Genomic DNA, 23,142 nt, shown 5'->3' with positions numbered 1-23,142 from the left:
TAGCGGCAAGCCACCCGTGGGGTGGCTTGCCAATCATATGACGTCACTGGCGCCATGGGTGCGCCCCGTCAGAGACTGTGCTCGGTGCGGGCGATGATATCATCTTGCGCATCCGGGGATAAGGCGGTGAAGAAGGCTGAATAGCCCGCCACCCGTACCACCAGATCCCGGTACTGATCGGGATGGGCCTTGGCTGCCAGCAGGGTCTCCCGCGAGACGATGTTGTACTGCACATGCCACCCCTTGTGCACTTCGAAGAAGGTGCGTAGCAGGCTCATCAGCTTGGCTTTGTCCCTCTCGTTCTCAAGGCTCGCCGGGCTCAGCTTCTGGTTGAGCAGCACCCCGCCGAGAATGGCCGCCGTGGGCAGCTTGCCGATGGAGTTGAATACTGCCGTCGGGCCGAGACGATCCGACCCCGAGGAGGGGCTGGCCCCTTCCGCCAGCGGCGTGCGGGCATGGCGACCATCTGGGGTAGCCATGGTGGCGGCACCGAAGGGCACGTTGGCGGAGATGGAGGAGGTGCCGGCATAGTAGGTGCCGCCGATGGGGCCACGGCCGAAGCGGGTATTGTGCAGCCCCTTGAGCTCGTCGATGTAGCTCTGGTAAGCCTGCACCAGCAGCAGGTCAACCTCGTCCAGATCGTTGCCATATTTGGGGGCGGCGTTGGTGAGGCGCTGGCGCAACTGCTCGCCCTGGAGCCCTGCAAAGTCTTGCTCCAGGGCGGCAGCCAGCTCTTGCTGCTCCACCACGCCCTGCTCGAACACCAGTTTCTTCAGGGCTGCCAGGCTGTTACCGAGGTTGGCGATCCCCACCTGCAGACCGGAGACCCAGTCATAGACGGCGCCCCCCTCCTTGATGGTCTTGCCGCGCTCGATGCAGTCATCTACCAGGGTGCTGCAGAGGATGTCATGGGCTTGGGCTTCCAGCACGCTGTCGACCACGCAGTCGATCTCGATGGATTTGCGGGTGAAGTAGCGCACCTGCTCATCCCAGCGGGCCATCACCTCGTCAAAGTTGCCAAAGTTACCGTCTCGCAGCGATTGGGTTTGGGGCAGGAAGACCTTGCCGGTGGTGGCATCGCGGCCGCCATCAAGGGAGACCAGCAGGATGCGGGCGAAGTTGATAAAGCTCATGCCGGTGCAACGGTAGCCCCACTTGCCGGGCACGGCGGTCTCGATGCAACCGATGGCGGCGTAGTGGTGGGCATCTTCCACGCTCACCCCGAGCTTGATGAACTCGGGGATCACCACCTCGTCGTTGTTGAAGGCGGGCATGCCGAAGCCGCAGCGGATCACCTGAATGCAGGCGTCGAGGAAATCCTCGCTCATCCCGGCGTGGTAGCGCACCGAGAGGTTGGGCTGGGTGGAGCGCAGCTGGCCGCAGGACTCCAGAATCGCGTAGGAGAGGCCGTTGACTGCGTCATGGGCACTGCCATCCCGCCAGTTCTGGCCGCCAATGGTGACGTTCTGGTAGAGCGGGCTGCCAGCGGAGGCTTTGGAGTGGGTGCCGGAGCGGATCTTGTTCACCTCCAGCAACTTGAGCCAGCACCCTTGCAGCAGCTCGATGGCGCGGGGGCGAGACAGGGATTCTGACAGCTCCACTTCGCGGCGATACCAGGGATAGAGGTACTGATCCATCCGGCCGAACGACACCGAGTGGCCGTTGGATTCGATCTGCAGAATGAGCTGGATAAAGTAGCAGAGCTGCAGTGCCTGCCAAAAGGTTTCGGGTGGCTGGTGGGCGATGTGGGCGCAGTTGAGCGCGATGGTCTCAAGCTCGTTTCGGCGCTCGGGGCGAGATTCTTGTGCTGCCATATCATGGGCAAGTGCGGCGTAGCGCGCGATGTGAGCGCTGACCGCATCCAGAGTGATGGCGACGGCGTGCAGGAACTGCTCGCGCTGCAGATCGGCCCAATCCGCCAAATCCAGCCGACTGCGGCGCTCGGCCACCTTGGCCTTGAAGCCATCGAGACCCAGCGTGAGCAGCTCCTCATAGTTGACCGCGAGGTGGGCATCTCCCGAGGTCATGTTGCCCTCGGCCTTGATGATGCCGCTCTCCAGCAGCGCTTTTTGCTCGTCGGTAAAGAGGCCGAAGCAGCGATCCTGCACCGTCTGGCCGCGCCAGAAGGGGGTGAGGGTGTGGATGATCTCTTTGTCGGTTTCGCTGACTGCAAAACCGGCGCCGGGACGGTCTGCCAGCTCGTCGATCTCCTTCTCAATCCAGCTCACCGTGTATTCGGGAAACAGCGGCGCCGCCCGTACCTGACTGGCCTGATTGCCGACGATAAGCTCGTCGTGCTTGATCCAGATGGTGCGCTCCTTGAGGTGATGAGCCAGCGCCAGGGCGCGGCGCACCGGCAGCGGCCGGGCCAGATGGGCCTGATAGGCCTCGGTGTAGTGGCGGGCACGCTCGGTACAGACCGGCGGCTGAACGATGTGGATCAGGCTCTCTTTGTGGGCGCGGATCCGCGGGCTGAGGGTATTGAGGTCGAGCTGGGTCATGATCTTATCCTCTGGTCACAGGGGTCAGCCCCTGACGTTGGGCGTATGCGTGGGCAAAGCTGAGTAAATCGGGATCGTCGAGCGGTGTGTCCGGCGCCAGATAGGGCTGATCCAGCAGGGCATATTTGCCCATCCCCAGCGTGTGGTAGGGGAGGAAGTGGATCTCCTGCACCGTGCCGAGACTGGCTGCGGTGTCGGTGATAGCTTCGATCGATGCGCGGTCGGCATTGAAGCCGGGAATGAGCGGCACCCGGATCTGCATCGGCACGCCGTGCTCGGCGAGGCGTTTGAGGTTCGCGATGGGTAGCTCCACCTTGCCGCGGGTCCAGTGGAAGAAACGTTCTTTATCCACGTGTTTGAGATCCGCCAGCACGAGATCCAATGAGGGGAGGCTTGGCTCAATCTGGTGCCAGGGCACATGGAGGCAGCTCTCAACTGCGGTGTGCAGCCCTTCGGCCTTGCAGCGGGCCAGCAGGTTGGCAGCAAATTCGGGCTGCATAAAAGGCTCGCCACCGGAGAGGGTGACGCCACCGCCGCTGTGCTCGAAGAAGGGACGGTCCCGCAGGATGGTGTCCATCAGGGTGTCCAGCGTTTCATCGCGGCCGCACACCTGCAGCGCTTCGCTTGGGCAGAGGCCGCGCAGCCGTTCCATATCGCCGGCCTTGAGGGCAGAACGGCTGAGCTGGATGCCCTCGCTGTCACGCAAGATTGCCGGACAAGCCTGGCTGCATAGCTGGCATCCCTCGATGCACTGGCGCCGGTCGAGTAGTATGTCCGGCTTGGGAGAGCGGCTTTCCGGGTTTTGACACCACAGACAGGCCAGCGAGCACCCCTTGAGAAACACCAGGGTGCGAATGCCGGGGCCATCGTGAGTTGAATATCGTTGCAGGTCGAAAATCATACCGCCTCCTTTTGTATTTGCATTCTATTTGCTTTCATTCGAAAGTTGACTTGATTTCGATCAAGCTGTTTGCAGATGTTTTATCGCTAGAATGGCGACAAATTGAACATCCCGTTAAGGAGTCAGAGATGGAGCTGTATCTCGATACCGCTGATGTGGCGGCAGTGCGTCGCTGGTCACGGATCCTGCCGTTGGCCGGTGTCACCACCAATCCTTCCATTACCGCGGCCGGTGGATTGCCGCTCTGTGAGCTGCTGCCCGCCCTGCGCGACGTACTGGGGCCCAAGGCGCGCCTGTTTGCCCAGGTGATGGCCAAAACCGAAACCGAGATGGTGCGCGAGGCTTTTGCCTTGCGTGAACTGGACCCGGATCTGGTGATCAAGATCCCGGTGTGTGCAGAGGGGCTGGCAGCCATCAAGAGCCTGACCGCCAACGGTGTGCCGACCCTGGGCACCGCTGTCTATACCCCGCTGCAGGGCTGGCTGGCGGCAGTGGCGGGGGCGGAATATGTCGCGCCCTACGTTAACCGGCTGGATGCCCAGGGGGGCGATGGCATTGCCACCGTGCAGGAGTTGCAACAGCTGCTTGCGCTGCACGCACCGAACAGCAAGGTGCTGGCGGCGTCATTCCGTACCCCGCGCCAAGCGCTCGACTGCCTGCTGGTCGGTTGCCAATCGATCACCTTGCCGCTCGATGTGGCGGAGCAGCTGCTGAACGTGCCTGCGGTGGATGCGGCGCTGGTGAAGTTCGATCAGGATTGGCAGCGCGCCTTCGGTCGCTGATCCCGGTGACAAGCTGATTGCCGTGATTGAGGGGGGAGGGTGAAGAAGCGCGGGTGATGGGGATTGACCGACTAGACTGGAAAGAGGTGGCTACATTCGCTGGCCGCCCTGCAGTCTACCGGAGGTATCCCATGAGCGACCATTTGCTGCTCCCCCATGGTGAAGATTTGCGTCGTGCGGTGCTTTGGCTCAGCGAGCATCACCAGCACGATATCGCCGCCATTGAAGAGGCCAGCCTGCGTTTTGATCTCTCGCCGCTGGATGAGGAGTTTCTGATCCGGCACTGGCTCGACAGCCAGCGCCAATCATGAATATCTGAGGTGAGAGGTTTAGAAGAAGTTGGCGAGGTTGATGCCAAACTCTTTGGGGTCGACCGTGTTTTCGATGCTCTCCTGTACCCCTGACTTGGCCAGATCCAGCCACTGTACGTCGAGGTAGTGACGCTGGGTGGCGTGATAGATCACCTTGACCACCGGCTTGAGCGGCTGCTGCTCGTTGCGCTGCATCACGATAGCCAGGCGCTGGTTTGAGAGCTGTACCAGGGTTCCCACCGGATAGACTCCCATGCACTTGATGAACTTGGTGACCAGTTCGGCATCGAAGTGCTGATTGATCCCCTTGAGCAGAATGCGGAAGGCCTGGGTCGGCTGCATACCTGCTTTGTAGACCCGATCCGCAGTGATGGCATCATAGACATCGACGATGCCGCTCATCCGGGTATAGAGAGAGAGCTGCTCCCCCTTGAGTCGCTGCGGGTAGCCGGAGCCATCGAGCCGCTCGTGGTGGTTGGCTGCCACTTCCAGCATGGTGGGGGTGATGCCCGGGGTATTGCTGAGGATCTCGTAACTGTGCACCACATGCTGACGCATGATGGCGAACTCCTCATCGGTCAGCTTGCCCGGTTTGTGGAGCACCTCGTCCGGGGTCATGATCTTGCCCACGTCGTGCAGCAGGCCACCTAGGGTCAGCTCCTTGAGCACGCTGCGCTCCAGTCCCAGATAGCGGCCGAAGTTGGCCAGCAGAATGGCCACGTTCATGGAGTGCTCCATAAGGTAGGCATCCTTGGCGCGAATACGGGCCAGGCAGAGCATGGCATCGCCGTGGGTGAACATGGTGTCCACCATCTCTTCGGCGACTTCGGCCAGCGGGGTGATGTCGATGGGCTCACCCGCTTTGAGGTGACGAATGAACTTGCCTTGCAGCTCGCGCGCTTCCTGATAGAGGCGGCGGATTTTAAGCTCCCGTCCTTCGCCGTTGGCACTGGCACGGCGTCCTACCTGGGCGCTGTTGGCATTGAGGTCGGGGGAGGTAACGGCGTCACTTTCGGCACTGCCCAGCTTGCTGCGAGCTAGGTCGATGCGTACCGTGAGTACCCCCTGACGCACCAGATTGGCAATTTGCGCCACGCTGGTCACCAAGCCCATCTGGGCGATCTCCATCCCACCTGTCTGGCTGGCGATAGCAATGACATACATGCCGGGTTTCAGCTGGTTGACGGGAATGACGGGATAGGATGCTTGAGACTTCATGAGGGCTTCCTGACTCTTATTATTATGAGTATCGTTCGGATGGGTCACACCGGAGAAGTGTAACATCGGATGACCAGTTCGTCATAATTGGCAACCCCTTAACAGTGGCGTTGTCGCCCCCGCCCGATATAATGACGCCCCTTTACTTGTTGGACTCCGAGGTTGTGAATGCGGCTTGATAAATTTCTGTGCGATTGTTCCGATTTGACCCGCTCGCTGGCAGGCAAACTGATCCGTCAGGGCGAGGTCATGGTGGATGGCATTGTGGTCAAGCAGCCCGCCTTTCATATCAATGAGCAGAGCCAGATCGAGTTTGACGGCGTGTTGCTGACGCTGGAGCAGCGCAACCGCTATTTCATGCTGCACAAGCCGGAAGGGTATGTCTGTTCCAACGAGGATCCGGATCACCCGACCGTCTTCTTCCTGATGGATGAACCGGCGATGGGCAAGCTGCACGTAGTGGGTCGCCTCGACCTCGATACCACGGGTCTGGTGCTGGTGACCGACGACGGTCAGTGGTCCCACCGCATCACCTCGCCGCGCCACGAGTGTGCCAAGACCTATCATGTCTGGCTGGCCGATCCGGTAAGCCCGGATGCAATCGCGCTGTTCGCCGAAGGGGTCTACCTGCGTAACGAGACCGATAAAACCCGTCCTGCCCAGCTGGAAATTCTCGGCGAGTGCGAGGCCCGCCTGACCATCCACGAAGGCAAGTACCATCAGGTCAAGCGGATGTTCGCCTCCATCGGCAACAAGGTCGTTGGCTTGCATCGCGAACGGGTGGGTGGCCTGACGCTTGACGAAGAGCTGGCCCCTGGTGAATACCGCGAGCTGACCGTTGAGGAGATTGCCCTGTTCTGATCTGGGATGGTGCCGGGTGTCAGTGAGTGCTGAAACCCAGCACCAGCGCCGTGCCCAGGGTGGCAATCAGTGCACCCGCCCAGGCGGCAATGGATGGCCGCTCCCCCGAGTGCCACCACAACAGCGGCAGCAGCAGTACCGGCGTGGTGGAGGAGAGAATGGCCACCATGCCCACCTCGCCCTGCCGCAACGCCATCAGGATCAGCGTCATCCCCAGCCCCATCGCCAGAAAACCGTTGGTGGCAATCATGGCGAGGATATGGCGATTGACCGGTTTGAGCGGCATGGCCAGCGGCAAGCGCCCCAGCCGCAGGACGCAATGGGCCAGCAGGGCACTGCCCATCCGGATACCCGATGCACTCACCGCATCCACCTCACCACTCATCATCACCGGCTTGGCGATGATGGCTCCCACGCTCTGACACAGTGCCGCCGTCAGGCCAAGGCCAATTCCCAGCGCCAGATTGCCACGGATCTGCTCCCACTCGTTGCTGCTATTGCGTCTGCCAAACAGGATCGCCAGCATCACGCCGGCAAAGACCAGCACGGCCCCCAGCAGTCGCCAGCCTGTCAGCTGTTCATTAAAGAGCCAGAGCCCAAGCAGGGCGGAAAACAGCGCATGGCAGGAGAAGAGCAGGGCACTGCGTCTTGGCCCCAGCCGATTCATGCAGGCAAACAGCGCGGTATCGCCCACGAAGATGCCGACCAGCCCCGAGATGGCGAGCAGGGGCAAGACGCTTGCGGTGAGGGTTTGCCAGCCACCGGTGAGCAGACTCATGGTGCCGAGCATCAGGCTGACCAGAAACATGCGCCAGCGGCTGTAGGCAAATGCGCCGAGATGACGGGCCGGTTTGACCGAAATTAGCGCTGCAATTGCCCATAAACTGGCCGACGCGAGGGCCAGCCACTCATAACCCATAAAAACTCCTGAAAAAATTAACCCGAAAGACTCCATCTCCCGGGCAAGCCCGATACAATACGGGGCGTTTTCGGGGATAACAAGAGCGGCATCAGGCATTCATCAGGCGCGCCGTCGGCCTTCCCCTCCTGCAGTGGTTTTATTCGAGGTTTTGTCATGAGGTATGGTTTCTTCCCCAAGCTGGCGCAACGCTGGCTCTCCCCGCTATTGCTTGCCGTGCTGGCAGGGCCCCTGGCCCATGCTACCACCGTTGAGCAGCAGCCTCTGCTTGCCGATCGGCAAACCCTGGTCAAGGGCAACGGTGCCGAGCCGGAGTCACTGGATCCGGCCCTGGTGCGCTCCGGTTTTCCGGGGGAGGCGGTACTGGTCGATCTGTTTGAAGGGCTGGTCAGCGAAGATGGTCAGGGGCATATCGTTCCTGCTCAGGCCCAGCGCTGGGAGGTGAGTGAAGATGGGCTGGAGTGGCGATTCTTCCTGCGCCCTCAACTGAAATGGTCCAATGGCGAGCCGCTGGTGGCCGCTGATTTCGTCTATGCATGGCGCCGTCTGCTCGATCCGGCCATCAACTCCCCTTCTGCCGGATTGCTGCTGGCCACGGGGATCAACAATGCGCAATCCATCTATGCCGGTGCGCTGGAGCTCGGCAATCTTGGCATTGAAGCGCAAAGCGATCAGATCCTGAAAATCACTCTGGAGCGGCCGGCTCCCTATTTCCTGCAACTCATCAGTCAGCGCCCCTTTGTGCCAGTCAATCAGAAGGCGATAGCCAAATTTGGCAAGCAGTGGACCGAGCCCGGCAAGCTGGTGAGCAATGGTGCTTATCGGTTGGCAAGCTGGACGCCAAACGAGCGGATAGAAGCCGAGCGCAATATCCACTACTGGGATGACCTTCACACCCGTATCGGACGGGTCACCTACCTGCCGATCACCTCGCAACATGCCGAACGGCTGCGCTATGAGGCTGGTGAAATCCAGCTCACCAACAAGGTCTCCCTCGGCTATTACCAGAAGATGAAGCGCGAGTCTCCGGAGCGGCTCTGGGGCTTGCCGCTGTTTGGCACCTATCTCTATGCGTTCAATTTGAAGCGACCCGAACTGCAGGATGTGAGGGTGCGTCAGGCGCTCTCCATGGCGGTTGATCGACAGCAGCTCATTGGATCGGTGAGCGGGCAGGATGAACAGGCGGCATGGTCGCTGTTGCCGGAGATGCTAGGTTACCCCCGGGTGATATTGCCTGTGGCGCTTGAAGATATGCCAACCCGCCAGGTCAAAGCGGCAGCGTTGCTGTCAGCGGCCGGGTATAACAGTGCCAATCCACTCAAGCTGAGCATTACCTACAACAGCGCAGAAACCCACAAGCAGATGGCAATGGCCATTGCCGCCATGTGGCAGAAGCTGGGGGTACAGGTCACCCTCAACAGTCTGGAGTGGGGTGCCTATCAGGTGGCCAAGGATAGCGGTGATTTCCAGGTGGCCAGAAGCTTCCTGTTTGGCGATTACGTGGAGCCGTCTGCCATGTTGGGCAGCTTCCGTTGTCAGGATCTGCGCAACGAGAGCGGTTACTGCAATCCCGACTTTGATCTGTTGCTGGAGCAGGCTGCCAATACGCTGGACAGCGCGAGCCGGGTTGAACTCTACCGGCATGCCGAACAGTTGCTGCTTGAGGAGGCGCCGATCCTCCCCGTGTATCATTACAATCAGATGAGACTGGTCGATCCCACCCTGCGGGGACTGCCCAGCCAGAATTTGAAAGGGACGATTGCCACCAAGGATCTCTATTTCAGCCCGCAGTGAGGAGCATTTCATGAAACTTGCCATCATTTCCGATATCCACGGCAGCATCATTGCGCTGGAACGGGTGCTGACCCAACTTGAGCCCTGGCAGCCGGACCACTATCTGCTGCTCGGCGATCTGCTCAACCATGGCCCGCGCAATCCTCTGCCGGAAGGGTATAACCCGGCCGCTGTGGCCGATCGGCTCAACGAGTTGGCTCCGCAAATCATCGCGGTGCGGGGCAATTGTGATTCCGAAGTAGATCAGATGCTGTTGCGCTTTCCCATCACCGCCCCCTACAACCAGTTGCTGATCGACGAGCGGCGCTGGTTTGTTAGCCACGGCCATCTTTATCGCCCGGACGAGGTTCAGCTACCGCCGGGTAGTCTGTTCCTGAGCGGTCACACCCATGTGCCGGTGCTGGAGTGGCAGGGGGAGCGGGTATTGATGAACCCGGGGTCGATCTGTTTCCCGCGCGGCGAGTTGCCTGCCAGTTACGGGAGCTATGAGGACGGGGTACTGCGCGTCAATGCGTGTGAGGACGGGCGAGAGTTGTTGCGACTGGTGCTTTAAAACGGAGTGCAAAAATGCAAGGCCTGATAAGAGATGTCAGGCCTTGATACCGTAAGAGCGGGTGCCAGAGCGAGTGTTACCCTTGGCGTCATAGGTCAGGCTGTTGCGATCGCGCAGCTGACTCAGAAAGGTTGCCAGACGACGGTTTGAGACGATGCTCAATTCAAGCAAGCGACCGTTGATATCATTTTGTGCCTGGCAGGCATCCAGTTTTGCACGAAGCTGCGCCATCTCGTCGGGATAGGCTGCCAGCTGCAGTGCCAGTTCCGGCATCTCTGCGAGGGTCTTGTCCAGCGTTTCTATCGCAGCAAGCAACTGCTGTTTGCGCTCGGTCAGTGCGGGCAGGGCCAGTGCCTGATGCTGTTCGAGCAAGCTGAACTCCTCTTCCAGAATGCCTTGCATCTGGCTGAGGTAATCATCTTGGGTGTGCAGTAACGAAGGTAAATCCATCATCCCAGAACTTTGTCCAGATTGGCCTCGAAACTGAACATCTTCTTGGCCACAGCGTCGCTGTTAACCTGATATTCGCCACTCGCGACGGCTTTTTTCAGCCGTTCGACCTTGCTCTCATTGCCGGTCGAGGCGGTATTGAGGTTTTGTTGCATCTTTTGCAATTGTTGCGCCTCGCTGGTCAAGGAGACGGAGTCCAGCTTGACAGTAGCCGCTTTGTTTTCGGGCGATGAGGTGACTGACTTGCTGCCTGTCCCCTGGCTATTAGCGGTATTTTGCAACCGATTGTTCGCCAAGTTGTTGATATTGTTGATGGCCATTTTAGTTACCTTCGTCTGCTTTAAGGTTTGCTTACCTGTTTATCGGTGCGGCAGGTCAAAACTTTAGAAAAAAGTTGTCAAGGATCCGAATTTAAAACGTGACCGATACGGCACCCACAGCACTGACTTTACCCTCAACGGTTTTGCCGGAGCGAATATTGACGAGTTTGATGATCTCTCCGAAGCTGCCATCTTGCAAGGCTCGGGCCATGGTTTTGATCTGGAAGTTGCTGTTTTCTGCCGTCAAGGTGACCTGATCCCCTTTGCACACTACACAAACTTGGCTCAAACGGATGGGTTGCCCCGGTTTTAACTCCCGCTTGCTGCGTACTCCGACAAGAGGGGCTGTGTCAGTCAGGTAGTCGCCGCGGATCAGGGTCTGATCTTGATAGGCCAACACCAGCTGGCTTTCACTCAGTAGGTCCCCCTTGGCGATGGGGTTGGTCACAGTGACATAGGGCTTTTGAATGCTGACCCGCACCGGGAGATAGACGTCCCAGGGCTTGTCTTCCTCACACTTAAGGTAAACTGTTGTATTACGGCGAATTTCCATTTTTGCTGGTAAGCTGATAGTGAGCAGATCTTCGCAGCGGGTCAGTGGGAGCCGTTCATCCAGTGTGGCAGAGGTGACCTCGGCTCTGGCATCCAACGGAATATCCAGCTGGCTGTAAACGAACTCTTGTGCCTTTTCTTGCAGATAAGTAGTGACGTCCGAGGCGTAGCTGGAAGATATGCTGCCAAAAAAGAGGCTGATGAGTAAAAGTCGGTTAATCATTTTCGCTCGTTGGTCGATAAGTTGTTCACGCATATCACCATATTTAACTATGATTGCTTCAGAATCTGTTCGTTGTCACATCGATAGTCTGACGCAATCCATCACGCATGCATGATTAATGCCAAGCGTTTTTAGGGAGTGTTTATGGCCAGTATCCTGGACTCGGTCAACCAACGTACCCAGCTAGTGGGGCAAAACCGGCTGGAGTTGTTGTTGTTTCGTCTCAATGGACGTCAAAGATTTGGCATCAACGTATTCAAAGTGCGTGAAGTGTTGCAGTGTCCCCCCTTGACTGTGATGCCCAAATTGAACTCCTGCATCCGCGGGGTCGCACATATTCGTGGCCAGACTATCTCGGTCATCGACCTCAGCATGGCGGTTGGCAAACGCCCGATTGATGACCTGAGCAAATGCTTCATTATCATCTCCGAGTACAACCGCTCTATTCAGGGTTTTCTGGTGCATTCGGTCGAGCGCATCATCAACATGAACTGGGAATCCATCCTGCCTCCGCCTAAAGGTGCGGGTCGCATCAACTACATGACTGCCGTGACTGAAGTCGACGGCGAGTTGGTCGAAATTCTTGATGTTGAGCGGATATTGAACGAAATTTCGCCGGTTGCAACGGATGTGAGTGAGGAGTTGGTTCAGGCCAGTGTCGACCACCCGACTCTGGGGCGTCCTGTTCTTGTTGCGGATGACTCCTCAGTGGCACGCAAACAGGTACAACGTGCGCTTGAGGCTATCGGTGTCGAGTGCGTGTTGGCAAAAGATGGCCGCGAAGCATTGAACATGCTGCTGGAAATGACCAAAAATGGTCCTATCAAGGATCAGGTTGCGCTGGTTATTTCGGATATCGAAATGCCGGAAATGGATGGCTATACCTTCACTGCCGAGATCCGGAATAATCCCAATCTCAAGGATTTGCATGTTATTCTGCATACCTCGCTCAGTGGAGTATTCAACCAGGCAATGGTGCAGAAAGTTGGTGCGAACAATTTTATCGCCAAGTTCCAGCCTGATGAATTGGCCAAGGCCGTACAAAACGCACTCTAATAAAGAAGAACAGCTGCATGAAGACACTTTCGGACGACTTATACAAACAGTTCAGCAACTTTCTGGCGGTACAGAGCGGAATTGTGCTGGGGGATAACAAACAGTATCTGGTGAAGAGCCGTCTTTCACCTTTGATGGCTCAGTTTGGCATCGAGAGTCTGTCTGATCTGGTTACCCGTGCAATGAGTGTGCGAGAGCGTGACCTGAAAATGGCCGTGGTGGATGCCATGACGACCAACGAGACCCTCTGGTTTCGTGATACCTATCCGTTTCAGCTTCTTACCGACAAGATTTTCCCCGAGTTGGGGAAAAGTGGCCGCCCCATCAAGATCTGGTCTGCCGCATCCTCGTCAGGTCAGGAGCCCTATTCCATTGCCATGACGGCACTGGAGCAGCAGATGAAAAAGCCGGGGACCTTGCCTGGTGGCGTGCAGATTGTCGGGACGGATATTTCGACGACCATGCTCAATCAGTGTAAGGAAGGCGTTTACGATAGCCTTGCTCTGGCACGCGGTTTGTCACCGGAGCGCAAGAAGATGTTTTTTGAGCCTTACGGTGACAACAAGATGCGGGTTGCCGAGCGAGTCAGAAAATTGACCACCTTCCGGCCACTCAACTTGCTGGAGAGTTATAGTCTGCTCGGCAAGTTTGACATTATCTTTTGCCGTAACGTGCTCATCTATTTTGCGCCGGAAGTGAAGTCGAAGATCCTCAACCAGTTTGCTGCCAGTCTCAATCCCGGTGGATATCTGATGTTGGGCGCGTCGGAGTCACTGGCCGGGTTGACCGACCGGTTCGAGATGATCCGCTGCAATCCGGGGATTGTCTACAAGGTCAAATAGGCCTGATCTCCTTGATATTCGGGGTCTGCCGGATATTGCCAGTTCATGCAAAGAGGGAAGCAGCGAGCTTCCCTCTTTCTTTATCTACAGCTCAGTCTTTCTATTTACCTACCATATCTCGCCACTGCAAAAGTGGTTAAAACCTTAAGGTGGCCAAATGATGCCGTCTGACTCAGGGCACGAGATGTTCCTGTCGTTTTCGGTTTGCAATGTGCTCATACCAAAACCATCGAACTGAGTGATTTGCTTATGGCACACCTCTTGCAAACAAAATAAACCAAGCAGGAGGTGTGCTATGGCTCTTTCATTTGACAAGGCATTCGGTGTGCATCAACACACCATAAGCGTTCGCGCCAAGCGTGCTGAGGTGCTTTCCAGCAATATTGCCAACGCAGATACCCCGGGCTTCAAAGCCAGGGATATCAATTTTGCTCAGGCATTGCAGGAGGCCCAGTCGCATCAGGGGTTTGGTTTGGCAACGACCAGCGAAAAGCACTTTGCCTTGAATATGGACGCCCCAGGTACCGTGCAATATCGCAACCCGCTGCAACCGGATACCGGTGACGGCAATACAGTCGATGTGCAGCAGGAGCGCAGCGAATTTCTGCGCAATAGCCTCGAGTATCAAACCTCCCTTGAATTTATGAATAGCAAGATCAGTGGCCTGCTCAAGGCCCTGAAAGGAGAGCAGTGATGAGTTTGTTCAAGGTCTTTGACATAGCAGGCTCGGCTATGAGTGCACAGTCAGTGCGCCTCAACACAGTTGCCAGCAACATGGCCAACGCGGACAGCGTCAGCTCCAGTGTGGAAAATACTTACCACGCCAGGCGGCCAGTCTTTGCCGCCCAGCTCGATCAGGCGATGTCTGACAAGCAGGGCTCGGTCGGGGTTGAGGTGAAGGGGATTGTCGAGAGCAAGGCGCCACTACTCAAGGAGTACAACCCCAACCACCCGATGGCGGATAAAGACGGTTTTATCTTCAAGCCAAACGTCAACATGGTTGAAGAGATGGCCGACATGATCAACGCCTCGCGCAGCTACCAGACCAACGTACAGGTTGCAGATTCGGCCAAGAAGATGCTGCAGCAGACGCTCCAGCTTGGCAAGTCCTGATAGGAGGGATGCAGCATGGTCGATACAACCAATAATGTGAACGGCATCAGCCGTACCACGACCCAGACGACAGGCACCACTACAACGCCGAAGAAAGAGCTGGATCAAGCTTCTTTTCTGAAGCTGCTGACCATGCAGTTGTCGTATCAGGATCCCTTCAAACCAGTTGATAACGCACAGATGCTCTCCCAGATGACATCCATGTCGACTTCTGAGGGGATCAACAGCTTGTCCACCCAGATGGGCAATCTCAATACTCTGATGACATCTAGTCAGGCGCTGCAAGCCTCTGCACTGGTCGGACAAAATGTGCTGCTCCCTAGCAATATCGGTTATTTGGAGAAAGAGGGGTCCATATCCGGGGTTGTGGCTGTCGGTGTTGAGAACAAGTATTCGAATGTGAAAATCACGGTGGAAGATGAAAAGGGTCAGGTGATAAAGGAGTTTCCTCTGGAAGGTGATTTACGCGGCAATGTTGAATTTGCTTGGGATGGTAAAGACAAGAGTGGCAATCCGGCCAAGCCTGGAAAATACGTGATTAAAGCTAACGGCACCATGGATGGAAAGTCGGAGAGCATCTCGGCCCTGACCTATGGCAAGGTTGATAGTGTGGTCCTGGGGAACGGAACCAACCCGACTCAACTTAATCTGAGAGGTCTAGGCACTACAACGCTTAACAGTATCCTGCAAATTTCAGGATCTAATCAGAACAAACCAACAACTCAGTCAAAAACCACGTCTACAGCATCGATCTAAGGAGCTGGATATGTCATTTAACAATGCCTTGAGCGGTGTCAACGCGGCACAAAAAGACTTGAACGTCACCGCCAACAACATTGCCAACGTTAACACCATGGGCTTTAAAGAGTCCCGTGCCGAGTTTGCGGATGTCTACGCCAACTCCATTTTTGTCAATGCCAAGACCCAGGTCGGTAACGGTGTGGCGACAGGTGCGGTTGCTCAGCAGTTCCACCAGGGTGCGCTGCAATTTACCAATAACGCGCTGGACCTGGCGATTCAGGGGAATGGCTTCTTTGTGACCTCTGATGGCTTGACCAATCTGGATCGTACCTATACCCGTGCTGGCGCCTTCAAGCTCAATGAAAACAGCTACATGGTCAATAATCAGGGGCATTACCTGCAAGGTTATGAAATCAACGCCGATGGCACGCCTAAGGCGGTAAGTATCAATGCGACCAAGCCGATTCAGATACCTGACAAGGCCGGTGAACCAATCAAGACAACCAAGATTGACGCCAGTTTCAACCTGCCGTCTACAGCGTCGCCGTTGCCTGCTGGCGCCGGTGCCGGTGATGCATCAACCTTTGATCCAAAAGATTCGAAAACCTACTCATCTTCTACCTCCGTGGTGATTTATGACTCATTGGGTGAGCCGCATACCATCACGCAATATTTTGTCAAAGAAGCTGACCCGGCAGATCTGACCAAACCCGCCAATCCTACAGCTTGGCGTATGTACCTCTACCAAGGTGATAAGCCTATTGATATTGTCGGTGGTGTCACACCCACTATGGCAACTGGTTTGAGTCAGGCGCCTGCTGGTGCAAGAGTGACCTTCGGGGCTGATGGCAAGATGATTACCCCGACTACACCGGCGACCATCAAGACAGAGCAATTGGGAGCCGCGCCCCCGGCAGGTGCTGGCATTATCACCAATGGTGCAGATCCCACTCAGCAGGTGGATATCAACTTCGGAACGGTGACCCAGTATGCTTCACCGTTTGAAGTCAACAAGTTGACTCAGGATGGTTCCACTGTCGGCCGGTTGACAAAGGTGGAGATCACTCCGGACGGCATCGTGTCCGCGACTTACAGTAACGCAACCACCATCAAGGTGGCCATGGTGGCAATGGCCAAGTTTGCCAACTCGCAAGGATTGACTCAGGTTGGCGATACCTCCTGGCGTCAGTCTCTGCTCTCTGGCGATGCCTTGCCGGGGACGCCAAACTCAGGGACATTTGGCACCATCAAATCATCGGCGCTGGAGCAGTCCAACGTGGATTTGACCTCCGAGCTGGTGGACCTGATCACGGCCCAGCGTAACTTCCAGGCCAACTCCCGTTCTCTGGAGGTCAACAGTTCGCTACAGCAGACCATCCTGCAGATCCGTTAATCGCGCAATAAATGATAATGAGAGGGGGCTTGGCCCCCTCTCTGTTTCTGTCGGATTCCCATCCTCCTTATCCCCCATATTTCTGCTGTTGGCACTCTAATTGCATTTCTCCTGTCAGAGTCATCTGTTTGACGGAGAATTCCATGGATCACCTGCTTTATATCGCCATGTCCGGGGCCAAAGAGACCATGAACAGCTTGGCTGTTCGCGGCAACAACCTCGCCAATGCCAATACCACCGGTTTCAAGTCCGATTTCGAGCAGGCCAGAAGCATGCAGGCGTTCGGAGAGGGCTTGCCAAGCCGGGTGTTTGCCATGGCTGAGCGCCCGGGTCAGAACCTGCAGCATGGCATGCTGATGACCACCGGACGGGATCTGGACGTGGCGGTGGATGGTCCGGGCTGGATTGCCGTGCAGGATCCAAAGGGCGGCGAGGCCTATACCCGCATGGGGAATCTGCAGGTCAATGCGACCGGCAATTTACAGACCTCGACTGGCCTGAATGTGGTGGATGACGGCGGTCAGCCAATCGTGTTGCCGATGCCGATGGAGAAACTCGAGATCAATCGGGATGGCACCATCAGCGGTCGTCCTGAGGGGGCTGCCGCCAACTTGCCGGAAGATTTTCAGCGGATCAAGTTGGTCAATCCGGCCGCCGATGCGGTGGAGAAGGGCCAAGATGGTCTGTTTCGCCGCAAGGATGGCCAGAATGAACCCGCATCGGCCAATGTCGGCCTGATTGCTGGCTCCCTTGAAGGGAGCAACGTCAATGTGGTGGATGAGATGACCAACCTGATCCGGCTGCAACGCCAGTTCGAAACCCAGGTCAAAATCATGAAGACGGCCGAAGAGAATGATGAAGCTCAAACCCAACTGCTGCGAATCAGCTAATCAAGGAGTTACCTATGAATCCTGCACTCTGGATCAGCAAGACCGGGTTGGATGCACAGCAGACCAATATTTCGGTCACCTCGAACAACTTGGCGAACGCCAGCACCGTGGGCTTCAAAAAGTCACGGGCCATCTTTGAAGATCTGCTTTATCAAAACATCAACCAGCCCGGTGGCCGCTCCTCTGCCGATACCGAGCTCCCCTCCGGCTTGATGCTGGGGGCGGGTGCCAAGGTGGTGGCGACCCAGAAAAACCACAGCCAGGGCAACGTGCAAACCACCGACAACTCGCTGGATTTGATGATCAGTGGTCGTGGTTACTTTGAAATTCAGCTGCCGGATGGCAGTGCAGCCTATACCCGCAACGGTCAGTTCACCCTCAACGATGAAGGGACCATAGTGACGCCGGGTAATGGTTACCCGCTGCAACCGGAAATCCAGATCCCGGAAAACGCCCAGAGCGTTACAGTGGGTGAAGATGGCCAGGTCTCGGTACAGCTCAAGGGAGATGGCGCGTCTCAGGTCGTCGGTCAGATCAACATCTCCGACTTCGTCAACGCCAGCGGCTTGCAGCCGATGGGGGAGAACATGTTCGTCGAGACCCAATCCAGTGGTGCTGCCGCCCAGGGGACTGCCGGTGCCGATGGCTTGGGGGTGATCAAGCAGGGGATGCTGGAGACTTCCAACGTCAACGTGACCGAAGAGCTGGTGAACCTCATTCAGGCTCAGCGGGTCTACGAGATGAACTCCAAGGTGCTATCCGCCGTGGACGGCATGATGTCCTTCCTGATCCAGCGTACCTAATTAGGAGGTGCATGATGAAAGCCTTATGGATGCTGGGATTGTTGGTGCTGGGAGGGTGTAGCAGCACTCCCAATACGCCCAAGCCTGATGATCCCGAGTTTTCCCCCGTCTACGGGGAGTCGGAGCCGGTGTCGGTGCGGCCGACAGGGGCGATTTTCCAGCCGGATCAGGTCAATGGCATCTATTCGGATATCAAGGCGCACAAGGTAGGCGACATCATTACCATCGAGTTGTCGGAGTCGACCTCAGCCTCGAAAAAGGCCAATACCCAGAGTGGCAAGGACAATAAATTCAATCTGGATCCAGTCAAGCTGGGTGGTGTGCCGGTCACCGCCAGTCCCTATGATCTCTCTGCCTCCATTGGACAAAACAGCGCGTTCAAGGGCCAGGCCAAAGCGGACCAGAGCAACAGCTTGCAGGGCAATATTTCGGTCAGCGTGGCCAAGGTGCTGCCCAACGGCAATCTGGTGGTGCGCGGCGAGAAGTGGATCATGCTCAACAATGGCAATGAATATATCCGGATCACCGGCCTTATTCGCCCGGAGGATGTGACGTCTGATAACAGCGTTTCGTCCCAGAAAGTGGCCAATGCCCGCATTTACTACGGTGGTACCGGCGATCTGGCCAATAGCCAGGAGCAAGGGTGGCTTACCAGCTTTTTCAATGGTCCCTGGTGGCCGCTCTAGGAGATGTTATGAAGTCACTCCGTCTCGTCACTCTGCTTTGCTGTCTGCTGCCCTTGGGTGTGGCCAATGCGGCCCGGATCAAGGACATCAGCTCGGTTGAAGGGGTGCGTAACAACCAGCTGATTGGTTACGGTCTGGTGGTGGGGTTGCCCGGCACTGGCGAGAAGAACAACGCCTTCACCGAGCAAACCTTCCGTACCATGCTCAACAACTTTGGCATCAAGGTGCCGGATAACATCAAGCCCAAGATCAAGGATGTGGCGCCGGTGGCGATCCATGCCGACCTGCCCCCCTTCTCCAAGCCGGGCCAGACCATCGATGTGACGGTCTCTGCCATTGGCGAGGCCAAGAGCCTGCGGGGCGGCACTCTGCTGCAGAGTTTCCTGAAAGGGCTCGATGGGCGGGTTTATGCGGTCGCGCAGGGCAGTCTGGTGGTCGGTGGTCTGGGGGCCGAGGGGGCTGATGGTTCCAAGGTAGTGATCAATACCCCGACCGTCGGACGGATTGCCAACGGTGCGACCGTGGAGCGGGAGGTGCCCAACTCCTTCAGTCAGGGGGACACCATCACCTTCAACCTTAACCGCCCCGACTTTACTACGGCGCGCCGTCTGGCCGATGTGGTCAACGATCTGGTGGGGCCCAATACCGCTCAGGCGCTCGATGCCACCTCTGTCAAGGTCTATGCCCCGCGAGATCCGGGTCAGCGCGTCTCCTATCTCGCCACCATCGAGAATCTGGAGGTGGATCCGGCCAACGAGGCGGCCAAGATCATCGTTAACTCCCGCACCGGCACCATAGTGATCGGCAGTCAGGTCAAGCTCAAACCGGCGGCCATCAGCCATGGCGGGTTGACGGTGACCATCGCCGAAAACCAGCAGGTCTCCCAGCCCAACCCGCTGGCAGGAGGAGAGACAACGGTGACCAACAACTCGACCATCAATGTCCAGCAGGAGCCGGGGCGGATGTTCAAATTTGATACCGGTGCGACCCTGGACGATCTGGTCCGGGCGGTCAATCAGGTTGGGGTCGCCCCGGGTGATTTGATGGCCATCCTTGAGGCGCTGCAGCAGGCAGGCGCCATCGAAGGGCAACTGGTCATATTGTAACAAGCGGCAAGTGGTTGCCACGGGTGGCAATGAGGTAAGCAAAATGGCGGAGTTTGACAGCAACAGCGGCATGAATCTCGGGATGGTACAGGACATCAAGAACCTGGACCGTCTGCGCCAGATGAGCCAAAGCAAAGAGGGACAGGCCGAAGCGCTCAAGAGTGCGTCACGCCAGTTCGAGTCAATCTTTACCCAGATGCTGTTTCAGAGCATGCGTCAGGCCAACGGGGTGTTGACTCAGGACAACCCGATGAATAGCAGCTATACCCAGTTCTATGAAGGGATGCTGGATGAGCAGCGGGTTGCCGACATGTCCAGCAAGGGTGGGCTGGGATTGGCTGACATGGTGGCCAAGCAGCTCTCTCCCGAGACCTTTACCCATCAGGATGGACGGGTGCTCAAGATGCCGCAGCGCACCGAACGGACCTACAAACCCTATCAGCCACCGACGGCGGCTGCCGATGATTTGATCGCGGCATCAAAAGTTGGCAAAGATTTTGCTGAAAAAGAGATGACCGAGGGGGTCAAGGAGAGCCACGCACTCACTATGCCCCGTCGAGCGCACCGCAGCATTCCGCCCATGGGGCGCATGGCCAGCGAAGAGGGCAGTGCCACCGGTAGTGGGGGCAAAGAGTTCGATACGCCGGAAGAGTTTGTCAATCGTCTGATGCCGCTGGCCAAGAAAGCGGCCGACAAGCTGGGGTTAAGCCCGGCGGTACTGGTCGCCCAGGCGGCACTGGAGAGCGGTTGGGGCAAGCGGGTGATCAAGGATGGTGAGGGGCAGGTGACCCATAACCTGTTTGGTATCAAGGCCGATCCGCGCTGGGCAGGGCCCAAGGCGGTGGTCAGCACGCTCGAGTATGAGCAAGGTGTTGCCTCCCGTCAGAAAGCGGCATTTCGCTCCTATGAGTCGTTTGAAGAGAGCTTCAACGACTATGTGGACTTCCTCACTTCCGGCTCTCGCTACAAGGGAGCCCTGGCGAAGGTGGATAGTCCTGATCGCTACTTTGAGGCGCTGCAACAGGCGGGTTATGCCACCGACCCGCACTACGCCAGAAAATTGAAACAGGTATTGCGCAGTGATGCCATTGCCCAATACAACGAGATGGAGCTGTAACGTATGGCAAGCGACCTGCTTGGGATTGGTTCATCGGGCGTACTGGCACAGCAACGCCTGCTGCAGACCACCAGTAACAACATAGTGAACGTCAATAGCCAGGGCTATGTGCGTGAGCGTACGCTGGTGTATACCAATACCATCGGTCTGGGGACCGGTGACATCAAGACCGAGCGGGTGATCAACGACTATATGCAGGGGGAGGTGCGCCGTGATACTTCCGCCTATCATGCCTCCCTGACCCATTATGAACAGCTGGCTGGCGTTGACAGCTTGCTTGGGGATACCAGCAACAGCGTGGGGGCGGCCATCACCTCCTACTTCAAGTCATTTCACTCTGCCAATGAATCGCCTGCCGAGATCGGTGGGCGCAAGGTGGTGATGACGGAGTTGAGTGGCATGGTCAACCGTTTTCATACCCTCTCGGCGCAGCTCGACAAGCAGAGCGATACCCTCAACACCCGCATTGAAGATGAAACCAAGCAGGTCAACAGCCTGCTCACCAGCATCAATGATCTTAATCAGGCCATCATCCGCACCCAGGGGTCACCCGAAGAGAACCTGATGCTGTTTGATCAGCGGGATGAGGCGATCCGCCAGCTGTCGGAGAAGATGGATATTCGCACCGTAGCCCAACCCAACGGCAGCATGCTGGTCAATATGAGCACCGGCCATTCGCTGATCCTCGATGGGGGCGTCGCCCAGTTCAAGGTGATTGCAGGAGATCCTGACTCCCGGGATCAGGAGCTGCAGCTGACCCTGGGGGCGAACAAGGCAACCATCGATCACGATACGTTTGGTGGTGCCATGGGGGGGCTGTTCAAGGCGCGTACCGACCTTGAGCCGACCAAGCGCGAACTGGGGCAGCTGGCCGTGGCGATGGCGGATGCGATGAACCAGCAGAACCGCCTCGGGATGGATCTGGATAACGAGATTGGCGGCGATATCTTCACCCTGCCTACCAGCAAGGGCTTACCCTACGGCAATAACACGGGGACGGTCGGGGCGAATGTCAGCTTCGTGCCGGGCAAGGGGACATCAGTGACCCCGTTTGATTACGAAGTGCAATTTAGCAGCGCTACCGGTTATGAGGTGTTCTCGCTCGACAAGTCTGGCAATCGTACCTTGATCACTGCGGGGGCTACCCCACCAACAACCTTTGAGCTGACTGGGCACGGGATCTCGATCGATCTCACCGGCACGCCGGCTGCGGGTGACAAACTGTTGCTGCAACCAACCAAAAGTGCGGCCGCCGGTCTGGGTCAGCTGATCACCCGACCGGAAGATTTGGCCCTGGCCTCTCCGCTTAAAGCGGAAAAGACCACCAATAATGGCGGCGGGGCGGATATCAAACTGGGTGGCGTATTCAATACAGGTGCGGGGTCAGGTTTTGGTACCAATAGTCTGAGCCCGACAGCGCCTCAGGTGGTCAAAATCGATGGCAGTGGTAACTATCAGGTGTTTCAAGCCGATGGCACTACCTTGATTGGCACGGCCCCCGCGAGCAGCAAGGGGCAAAACCTGATGTCGGCTATCGTTAACCCTTTCCCCGCCGGAGCTGCAGTCTATGCCAACCCGAAACAGGCGCCCGGCTACGAGTTCAGCATCACCGGAACGGTGGATCCCAAAGACAGTTTCAAGCTCAGTTACAATAGCAATGGCTTTGCCGATAACAGCAATGGCCTGGTTCTGGCCGAGCTGCAAAACAAGGATCTGGTGCGCAAGAGCACCAATGGTGGGACGACCAACGACAAGATGACCTTCAATCAGGCCTATTCCGGGTTGGTGATGGAAGTGGGTAACAATACCAGTCAGGCAAAAACGCTGCTCAAGGCCAATGAGTCCAAGCTTATCCAGAGCACTGGCATCTTTGAAAGTGTGTCAGGGGTCAATCTGGAGGAGGAGGCGGCCAATCTGATCCGCTTCCAGCAATCCTATGCGGCATCGGCGCAAATCGTCAGCACGGCCAAAACCATTTTCGATACACTGCTCTCTTCCGTGAGGTAACGT

Annotated in this window: 24 protein-coding genes; 17 read left to right on the top strand and 7 right to left on the bottom strand. The window is 57.1% G+C overall.

Features of this window, described 5'->3' with window-relative positions; all coding sequences use genetic code 11:
* Positions 1 to 68: 68 nt before the first annotated feature.
* Both AB5Z02_RS13645 and AB5Z02_RS13640 read right to left on the bottom strand, forming a co-directional pair.
* The gene (locus tag AB5Z02_RS13645) at positions 69 to 2,501 is read right to left on the bottom strand and encodes a formate C-acetyltransferase/glycerol dehydratase family glycyl radical enzyme (RefSeq protein WP_368216164.1); all 2,433 of its coding nucleotides are present in this window, start codon (positions 2,499 to 2,501) and stop codon (positions 69 to 71) included.
* Between the two features lie 4 nt (positions 2,502 to 2,505).
* Positions 2,506 to 3,402, bottom strand: a complete 897-nt coding sequence (locus AB5Z02_RS13640; RefSeq protein WP_368216163.1) for a glycyl-radical enzyme activating protein — start codon at positions 3,400 to 3,402, stop codon at positions 2,506 to 2,508.
* 128 nt (positions 3,403 to 3,530) lie between these two features.
* On the opposite strand from AB5Z02_RS13640, the gene fsa reads away from it, so the two are divergent.
* A complete protein-coding gene (fsa, locus tag AB5Z02_RS13635) occupies positions 3,531 to 4,184 on the top strand; it encodes a fructose-6-phosphate aldolase (RefSeq protein ID WP_227273392.1) in 654 nt (217 codons plus the stop codon).
* Positions 4,185 to 4,315: 131 nt separating this feature from the next.
* Positions 4,316 to 4,495: a hypothetical protein gene (locus tag AB5Z02_RS13630; RefSeq protein ID WP_005344504.1), complete on the top strand. Its 180-nt coding sequence runs from the start codon at positions 4,316 to 4,318 to the stop codon at positions 4,493 to 4,495.
* An 18-nt stretch (positions 4,496 to 4,513) separates the two neighbouring features.
* On the opposite strand, the gene AB5Z02_RS13625 is transcribed toward AB5Z02_RS13630, so the two are convergent.
* A complete protein-coding gene (locus tag AB5Z02_RS13625) occupies positions 4,514 to 5,713 on the bottom strand; it encodes an HD-GYP domain-containing protein (protein ID WP_005350638.1) in 1,200 nt (399 codons plus the stop codon).
* Between the two features lie 168 nt (positions 5,714 to 5,881).
* Here AB5Z02_RS13625 and rsuA point away from each other — a divergent pair, with 168 nt between their 5' ends.
* Positions 5,882 to 6,574 (top strand): 16S rRNA pseudouridine(516) synthase RsuA, encoded by a 693-nt coding sequence (gene rsuA / locus AB5Z02_RS13620; RefSeq protein ID WP_069555270.1) that lies wholly within the window; start codon positions 5,882 to 5,884, stop codon positions 6,572 to 6,574.
* Positions 6,575 to 6,593: 19 nt separating this feature from the next.
* On the opposite strand, the gene AB5Z02_RS13615 is transcribed toward rsuA, so the two are convergent.
* Complete coding sequence (locus tag AB5Z02_RS13615; protein ID WP_368216162.1) at positions 6,594 to 7,493, bottom strand: DMT family transporter; 900 nt, start codon at positions 7,491 to 7,493, stop codon at positions 6,594 to 6,596.
* A 156-nt stretch (positions 7,494 to 7,649) separates the two neighbouring features.
* On the opposite strand from AB5Z02_RS13615, the gene AB5Z02_RS13610 reads away from it, so the two are divergent.
* Together AB5Z02_RS13610 and yfcE are read left to right on the top strand one after the other, a co-directional pair.
* Positions 7,650 to 9,287, top strand: a complete 1,638-nt coding sequence (locus AB5Z02_RS13610; protein ID WP_368216161.1) for a peptide ABC transporter substrate-binding protein — start codon at positions 7,650 to 7,652, stop codon at positions 9,285 to 9,287.
* A 10-nt stretch (positions 9,288 to 9,297) separates the two neighbouring features.
* Positions 9,298 to 9,840: a phosphodiesterase gene (gene yfcE, locus AB5Z02_RS13605; protein WP_219594060.1), complete on the top strand. Its 543-nt coding sequence runs from the start codon at positions 9,298 to 9,300 to the stop codon at positions 9,838 to 9,840.
* Positions 9,841 to 9,876: 36 nt separating this feature from the next.
* Here the strand turns inward: yfcE and AB5Z02_RS13600 are convergent, their stop codons facing one another.
* From AB5Z02_RS13600 to flgA, 3 genes are all read right to left on the bottom strand, one after another.
* Entirely contained in the window at positions 9,877 to 10,293 is a 417-nt protein-coding gene (locus AB5Z02_RS13600) for a flagella synthesis protein FlgN (RefSeq protein WP_040066163.1), read from the bottom strand.
* Complete coding sequence (flgM, locus tag AB5Z02_RS13595) at positions 10,290 to 10,610, bottom strand: flagellar biosynthesis anti-sigma factor FlgM (protein ID WP_005334177.1); 321 nt, start codon at positions 10,608 to 10,610, stop codon at positions 10,290 to 10,292. Before flgM ends, AB5Z02_RS13600 begins: the two co-directional genes overlap by 4 nt.
* A gap of 91 nt (positions 10,611 to 10,701) precedes the next feature.
* On the bottom strand, positions 10,702 to 11,385 hold the full coding sequence (gene flgA / locus AB5Z02_RS13590; RefSeq protein WP_081042809.1) for a flagellar basal body P-ring formation chaperone FlgA: 684 nt from the start codon (positions 11,383 to 11,385) through the stop codon (positions 10,702 to 10,704).
* Between the two features lie 144 nt (positions 11,386 to 11,529).
* On the opposite strand from flgA, the gene AB5Z02_RS13585 reads away from it, so the two are divergent.
* The 12 genes from AB5Z02_RS13585 to AB5Z02_RS13530 all read left to right on the top strand — a co-directional run bounded on the left by AB5Z02_RS13585 (position 11,530) and on the right by AB5Z02_RS13530 (position 23,139).
* Entirely contained in the window at positions 11,530 to 12,441 is a 912-nt protein-coding gene (locus AB5Z02_RS13585; protein WP_005334174.1) for a chemotaxis protein CheV, read from the top strand.
* Between the two features lie 17 nt (positions 12,442 to 12,458).
* Positions 12,459 to 13,283, top strand: a complete 825-nt coding sequence (locus tag AB5Z02_RS13580; protein ID WP_005350656.1) for a protein-glutamate O-methyltransferase CheR — start codon at positions 12,459 to 12,461, stop codon at positions 13,281 to 13,283.
* Between the two features lie 295 nt (positions 13,284 to 13,578).
* Entirely contained in the window at positions 13,579 to 13,977 is a 399-nt protein-coding gene (gene flgB, locus AB5Z02_RS13575; RefSeq protein ID WP_005334169.1) for a flagellar basal body rod protein FlgB, read from the top strand.
* Complete coding sequence (gene flgC / locus AB5Z02_RS13570) at positions 13,977 to 14,396, top strand: flagellar basal body rod protein FlgC (protein ID WP_005350658.1); 420 nt, start codon at positions 13,977 to 13,979, stop codon at positions 14,394 to 14,396. The genes flgB and flgC overlap by 1 nt, the downstream gene beginning before the upstream one ends.
* A gap of 15 nt (positions 14,397 to 14,411) precedes the next feature.
* Positions 14,412 to 15,152 carry a flagellar hook assembly protein FlgD gene (locus AB5Z02_RS13565; RefSeq protein ID WP_005350659.1) on the top strand — a complete coding sequence of 247 codons (741 nt, stop codon included), beginning with the start codon at positions 14,412 to 14,414 and terminating at the stop codon, positions 15,150 to 15,152.
* 10 nt (positions 15,153 to 15,162) lie between these two features.
* Complete coding sequence (gene flgE / locus AB5Z02_RS13560; RefSeq protein ID WP_139477114.1) at positions 15,163 to 16,530, top strand: flagellar hook protein FlgE; 1,368 nt, start codon at positions 15,163 to 15,165, stop codon at positions 16,528 to 16,530.
* Between the two features lie 143 nt (positions 16,531 to 16,673).
* Complete coding sequence (gene flgF / locus AB5Z02_RS13555; protein ID WP_005334159.1) at positions 16,674 to 17,420, top strand: flagellar basal-body rod protein FlgF; 747 nt, start codon at positions 16,674 to 16,676, stop codon at positions 17,418 to 17,420.
* 14 nt (positions 17,421 to 17,434) lie between these two features.
* Positions 17,435 to 18,223 carry a flagellar basal-body rod protein FlgG gene (flgG, locus tag AB5Z02_RS13550; protein ID WP_005334158.1) on the top strand — a complete coding sequence of 263 codons (789 nt, stop codon included), beginning with the start codon at positions 17,435 to 17,437 and terminating at the stop codon, positions 18,221 to 18,223.
* Positions 18,224 to 18,237: 14 nt separating this feature from the next.
* A complete protein-coding gene (flgH, locus tag AB5Z02_RS13545; protein WP_368216324.1) occupies positions 18,238 to 18,909 on the top strand; it encodes a flagellar basal body L-ring protein FlgH in 672 nt (223 codons plus the stop codon).
* Between the two features lie 8 nt (positions 18,910 to 18,917).
* Positions 18,918 to 20,015, top strand: a complete 1,098-nt coding sequence (locus AB5Z02_RS13540) for a flagellar basal body P-ring protein FlgI (protein WP_005350664.1) — start codon at positions 18,918 to 18,920, stop codon at positions 20,013 to 20,015.
* Between the two features lie 43 nt (positions 20,016 to 20,058).
* Positions 20,059 to 21,132, top strand: coding sequence for a flagellar assembly peptidoglycan hydrolase FlgJ (gene flgJ / locus AB5Z02_RS13535; protein ID WP_368216159.1), 1,074 nt, complete (start codon positions 20,059 to 20,061; stop codon positions 21,130 to 21,132).
* Between the two features lie 3 nt (positions 21,133 to 21,135).
* On the top strand, positions 21,136 to 23,139 hold the full coding sequence (locus tag AB5Z02_RS13530) for a flagellar basal body rod C-terminal domain-containing protein (RefSeq protein WP_075115511.1): 2,004 nt from the start codon (positions 21,136 to 21,138) through the stop codon (positions 23,137 to 23,139).
* Positions 23,140 to 23,142 lie beyond the last annotated feature (3 nt).

The sequence above is a fragment of the Aeromonas sp. R2-3 genome, from assembly GCF_040908375.1.
GTDB lineage: Bacteria > Pseudomonadota > Gammaproteobacteria > Enterobacterales > Aeromonadaceae > Aeromonas > Aeromonas veronii.
The sequence above is the reverse complement of the archived record's forward strand: the minus strand, read 5'-3'. Positions and strand labels throughout refer to the sequence as shown.

What these genes read in the sequence shown, in the direction of transcription:
- AB5Z02_RS13565 (WP_005350659.1), top strand. Translation starts at nt 14,412, where the DNA reads ATGGTCGATACAACCAATAATGTGAACGGCATCAGCCGTACCACGACC.
- flgC (WP_005350658.1), top strand. Translation starts at nt 13,977, where the DNA reads ATGAGTTTGTTCAAGGTCTTTGACATAGCAGGCTCGGCTATGAGTGCA.
- flgM (WP_005334177.1), bottom strand. Translation starts at nt 10,610, where the DNA reads ATGGCCATCAACAATATCAACAACTTGGCGAACAATCGGTTGCAAAAT.
- flgG (WP_005334158.1), top strand. Translation starts at nt 17,435, where the DNA reads ATGAATCCTGCACTCTGGATCAGCAAGACCGGGTTGGATGCACAGCAG.
- rsuA (WP_069555270.1), top strand. Translation starts at nt 5,882, where the DNA reads ATGCGGCTTGATAAATTTCTGTGCGATTGTTCCGATTTGACCCGCTCG.
- flgB (WP_005334169.1), top strand. Translation starts at nt 13,579, where the DNA reads ATGGCTCTTTCATTTGACAAGGCATTCGGTGTGCATCAACACACCATA.
- fsa (WP_227273392.1), top strand. Translation starts at nt 3,531, where the DNA reads ATGGAGCTGTATCTCGATACCGCTGATGTGGCGGCAGTGCGTCGCTGG.
- AB5Z02_RS13585 (WP_005334174.1), top strand. Translation starts at nt 11,530, where the DNA reads ATGGCCAGTATCCTGGACTCGGTCAACCAACGTACCCAGCTAGTGGGG.
- AB5Z02_RS13600 (WP_040066163.1), bottom strand. Translation starts at nt 10,293, where the DNA reads ATGATGGATTTACCTTCGTTACTGCACACCCAAGATGATTACCTCAGC.
- AB5Z02_RS13580 (WP_005350656.1), top strand. Translation starts at nt 12,459, where the DNA reads ATGAAGACACTTTCGGACGACTTATACAAACAGTTCAGCAACTTTCTG.
- AB5Z02_RS13615 (WP_368216162.1), bottom strand. Translation starts at nt 7,493, where the DNA reads ATGGGTTATGAGTGGCTGGCCCTCGCGTCGGCCAGTTTATGGGCAATT.
- AB5Z02_RS13645 (WP_368216164.1), bottom strand. Translation starts at nt 2,501, where the DNA reads ATGACCCAGCTCGACCTCAATACCCTCAGCCCGCGGATCCGCGCCCAC.
- flgJ (WP_368216159.1), top strand. Translation starts at nt 20,059, where the DNA reads ATGGCGGAGTTTGACAGCAACAGCGGCATGAATCTCGGGATGGTACAG.
- AB5Z02_RS13610 (WP_368216161.1), top strand. Translation starts at nt 7,650, where the DNA reads ATGAGGTATGGTTTCTTCCCCAAGCTGGCGCAACGCTGGCTCTCCCCG.
- flgE (WP_139477114.1), top strand. Translation starts at nt 15,163, where the DNA reads ATGTCATTTAACAATGCCTTGAGCGGTGTCAACGCGGCACAAAAAGAC.
- AB5Z02_RS13630 (WP_005344504.1), top strand. Translation starts at nt 4,316, where the DNA reads ATGAGCGACCATTTGCTGCTCCCCCATGGTGAAGATTTGCGTCGTGCG.
- AB5Z02_RS13540 (WP_005350664.1), top strand. Translation starts at nt 18,918, where the DNA reads ATGAAGTCACTCCGTCTCGTCACTCTGCTTTGCTGTCTGCTGCCCTTG.
- flgA (WP_081042809.1), bottom strand. Translation starts at nt 11,385, where the DNA reads ATGATTAACCGACTTTTACTCATCAGCCTCTTTTTTGGCAGCATATCT.
- AB5Z02_RS13530 (WP_075115511.1), top strand. Translation starts at nt 21,136, where the DNA reads ATGGCAAGCGACCTGCTTGGGATTGGTTCATCGGGCGTACTGGCACAG.
- yfcE (WP_219594060.1), top strand. Translation starts at nt 9,298, where the DNA reads ATGAAACTTGCCATCATTTCCGATATCCACGGCAGCATCATTGCGCTG.
- AB5Z02_RS13625 (WP_005350638.1), bottom strand. Translation starts at nt 5,713, where the DNA reads ATGAAGTCTCAAGCATCCTATCCCGTCATTCCCGTCAACCAGCTGAAA.
- flgF (WP_005334159.1), top strand. Translation starts at nt 16,674, where the DNA reads ATGGATCACCTGCTTTATATCGCCATGTCCGGGGCCAAAGAGACCATG.
- flgH (WP_368216324.1), top strand. Translation starts at nt 18,238, where the DNA reads ATGAAAGCCTTATGGATGCTGGGATTGTTGGTGCTGGGAGGGTGTAGC.
- AB5Z02_RS13640 (WP_368216163.1), bottom strand. Translation starts at nt 3,402, where the DNA reads ATGATTTTCGACCTGCAACGATATTCAACTCACGATGGCCCCGGCATT.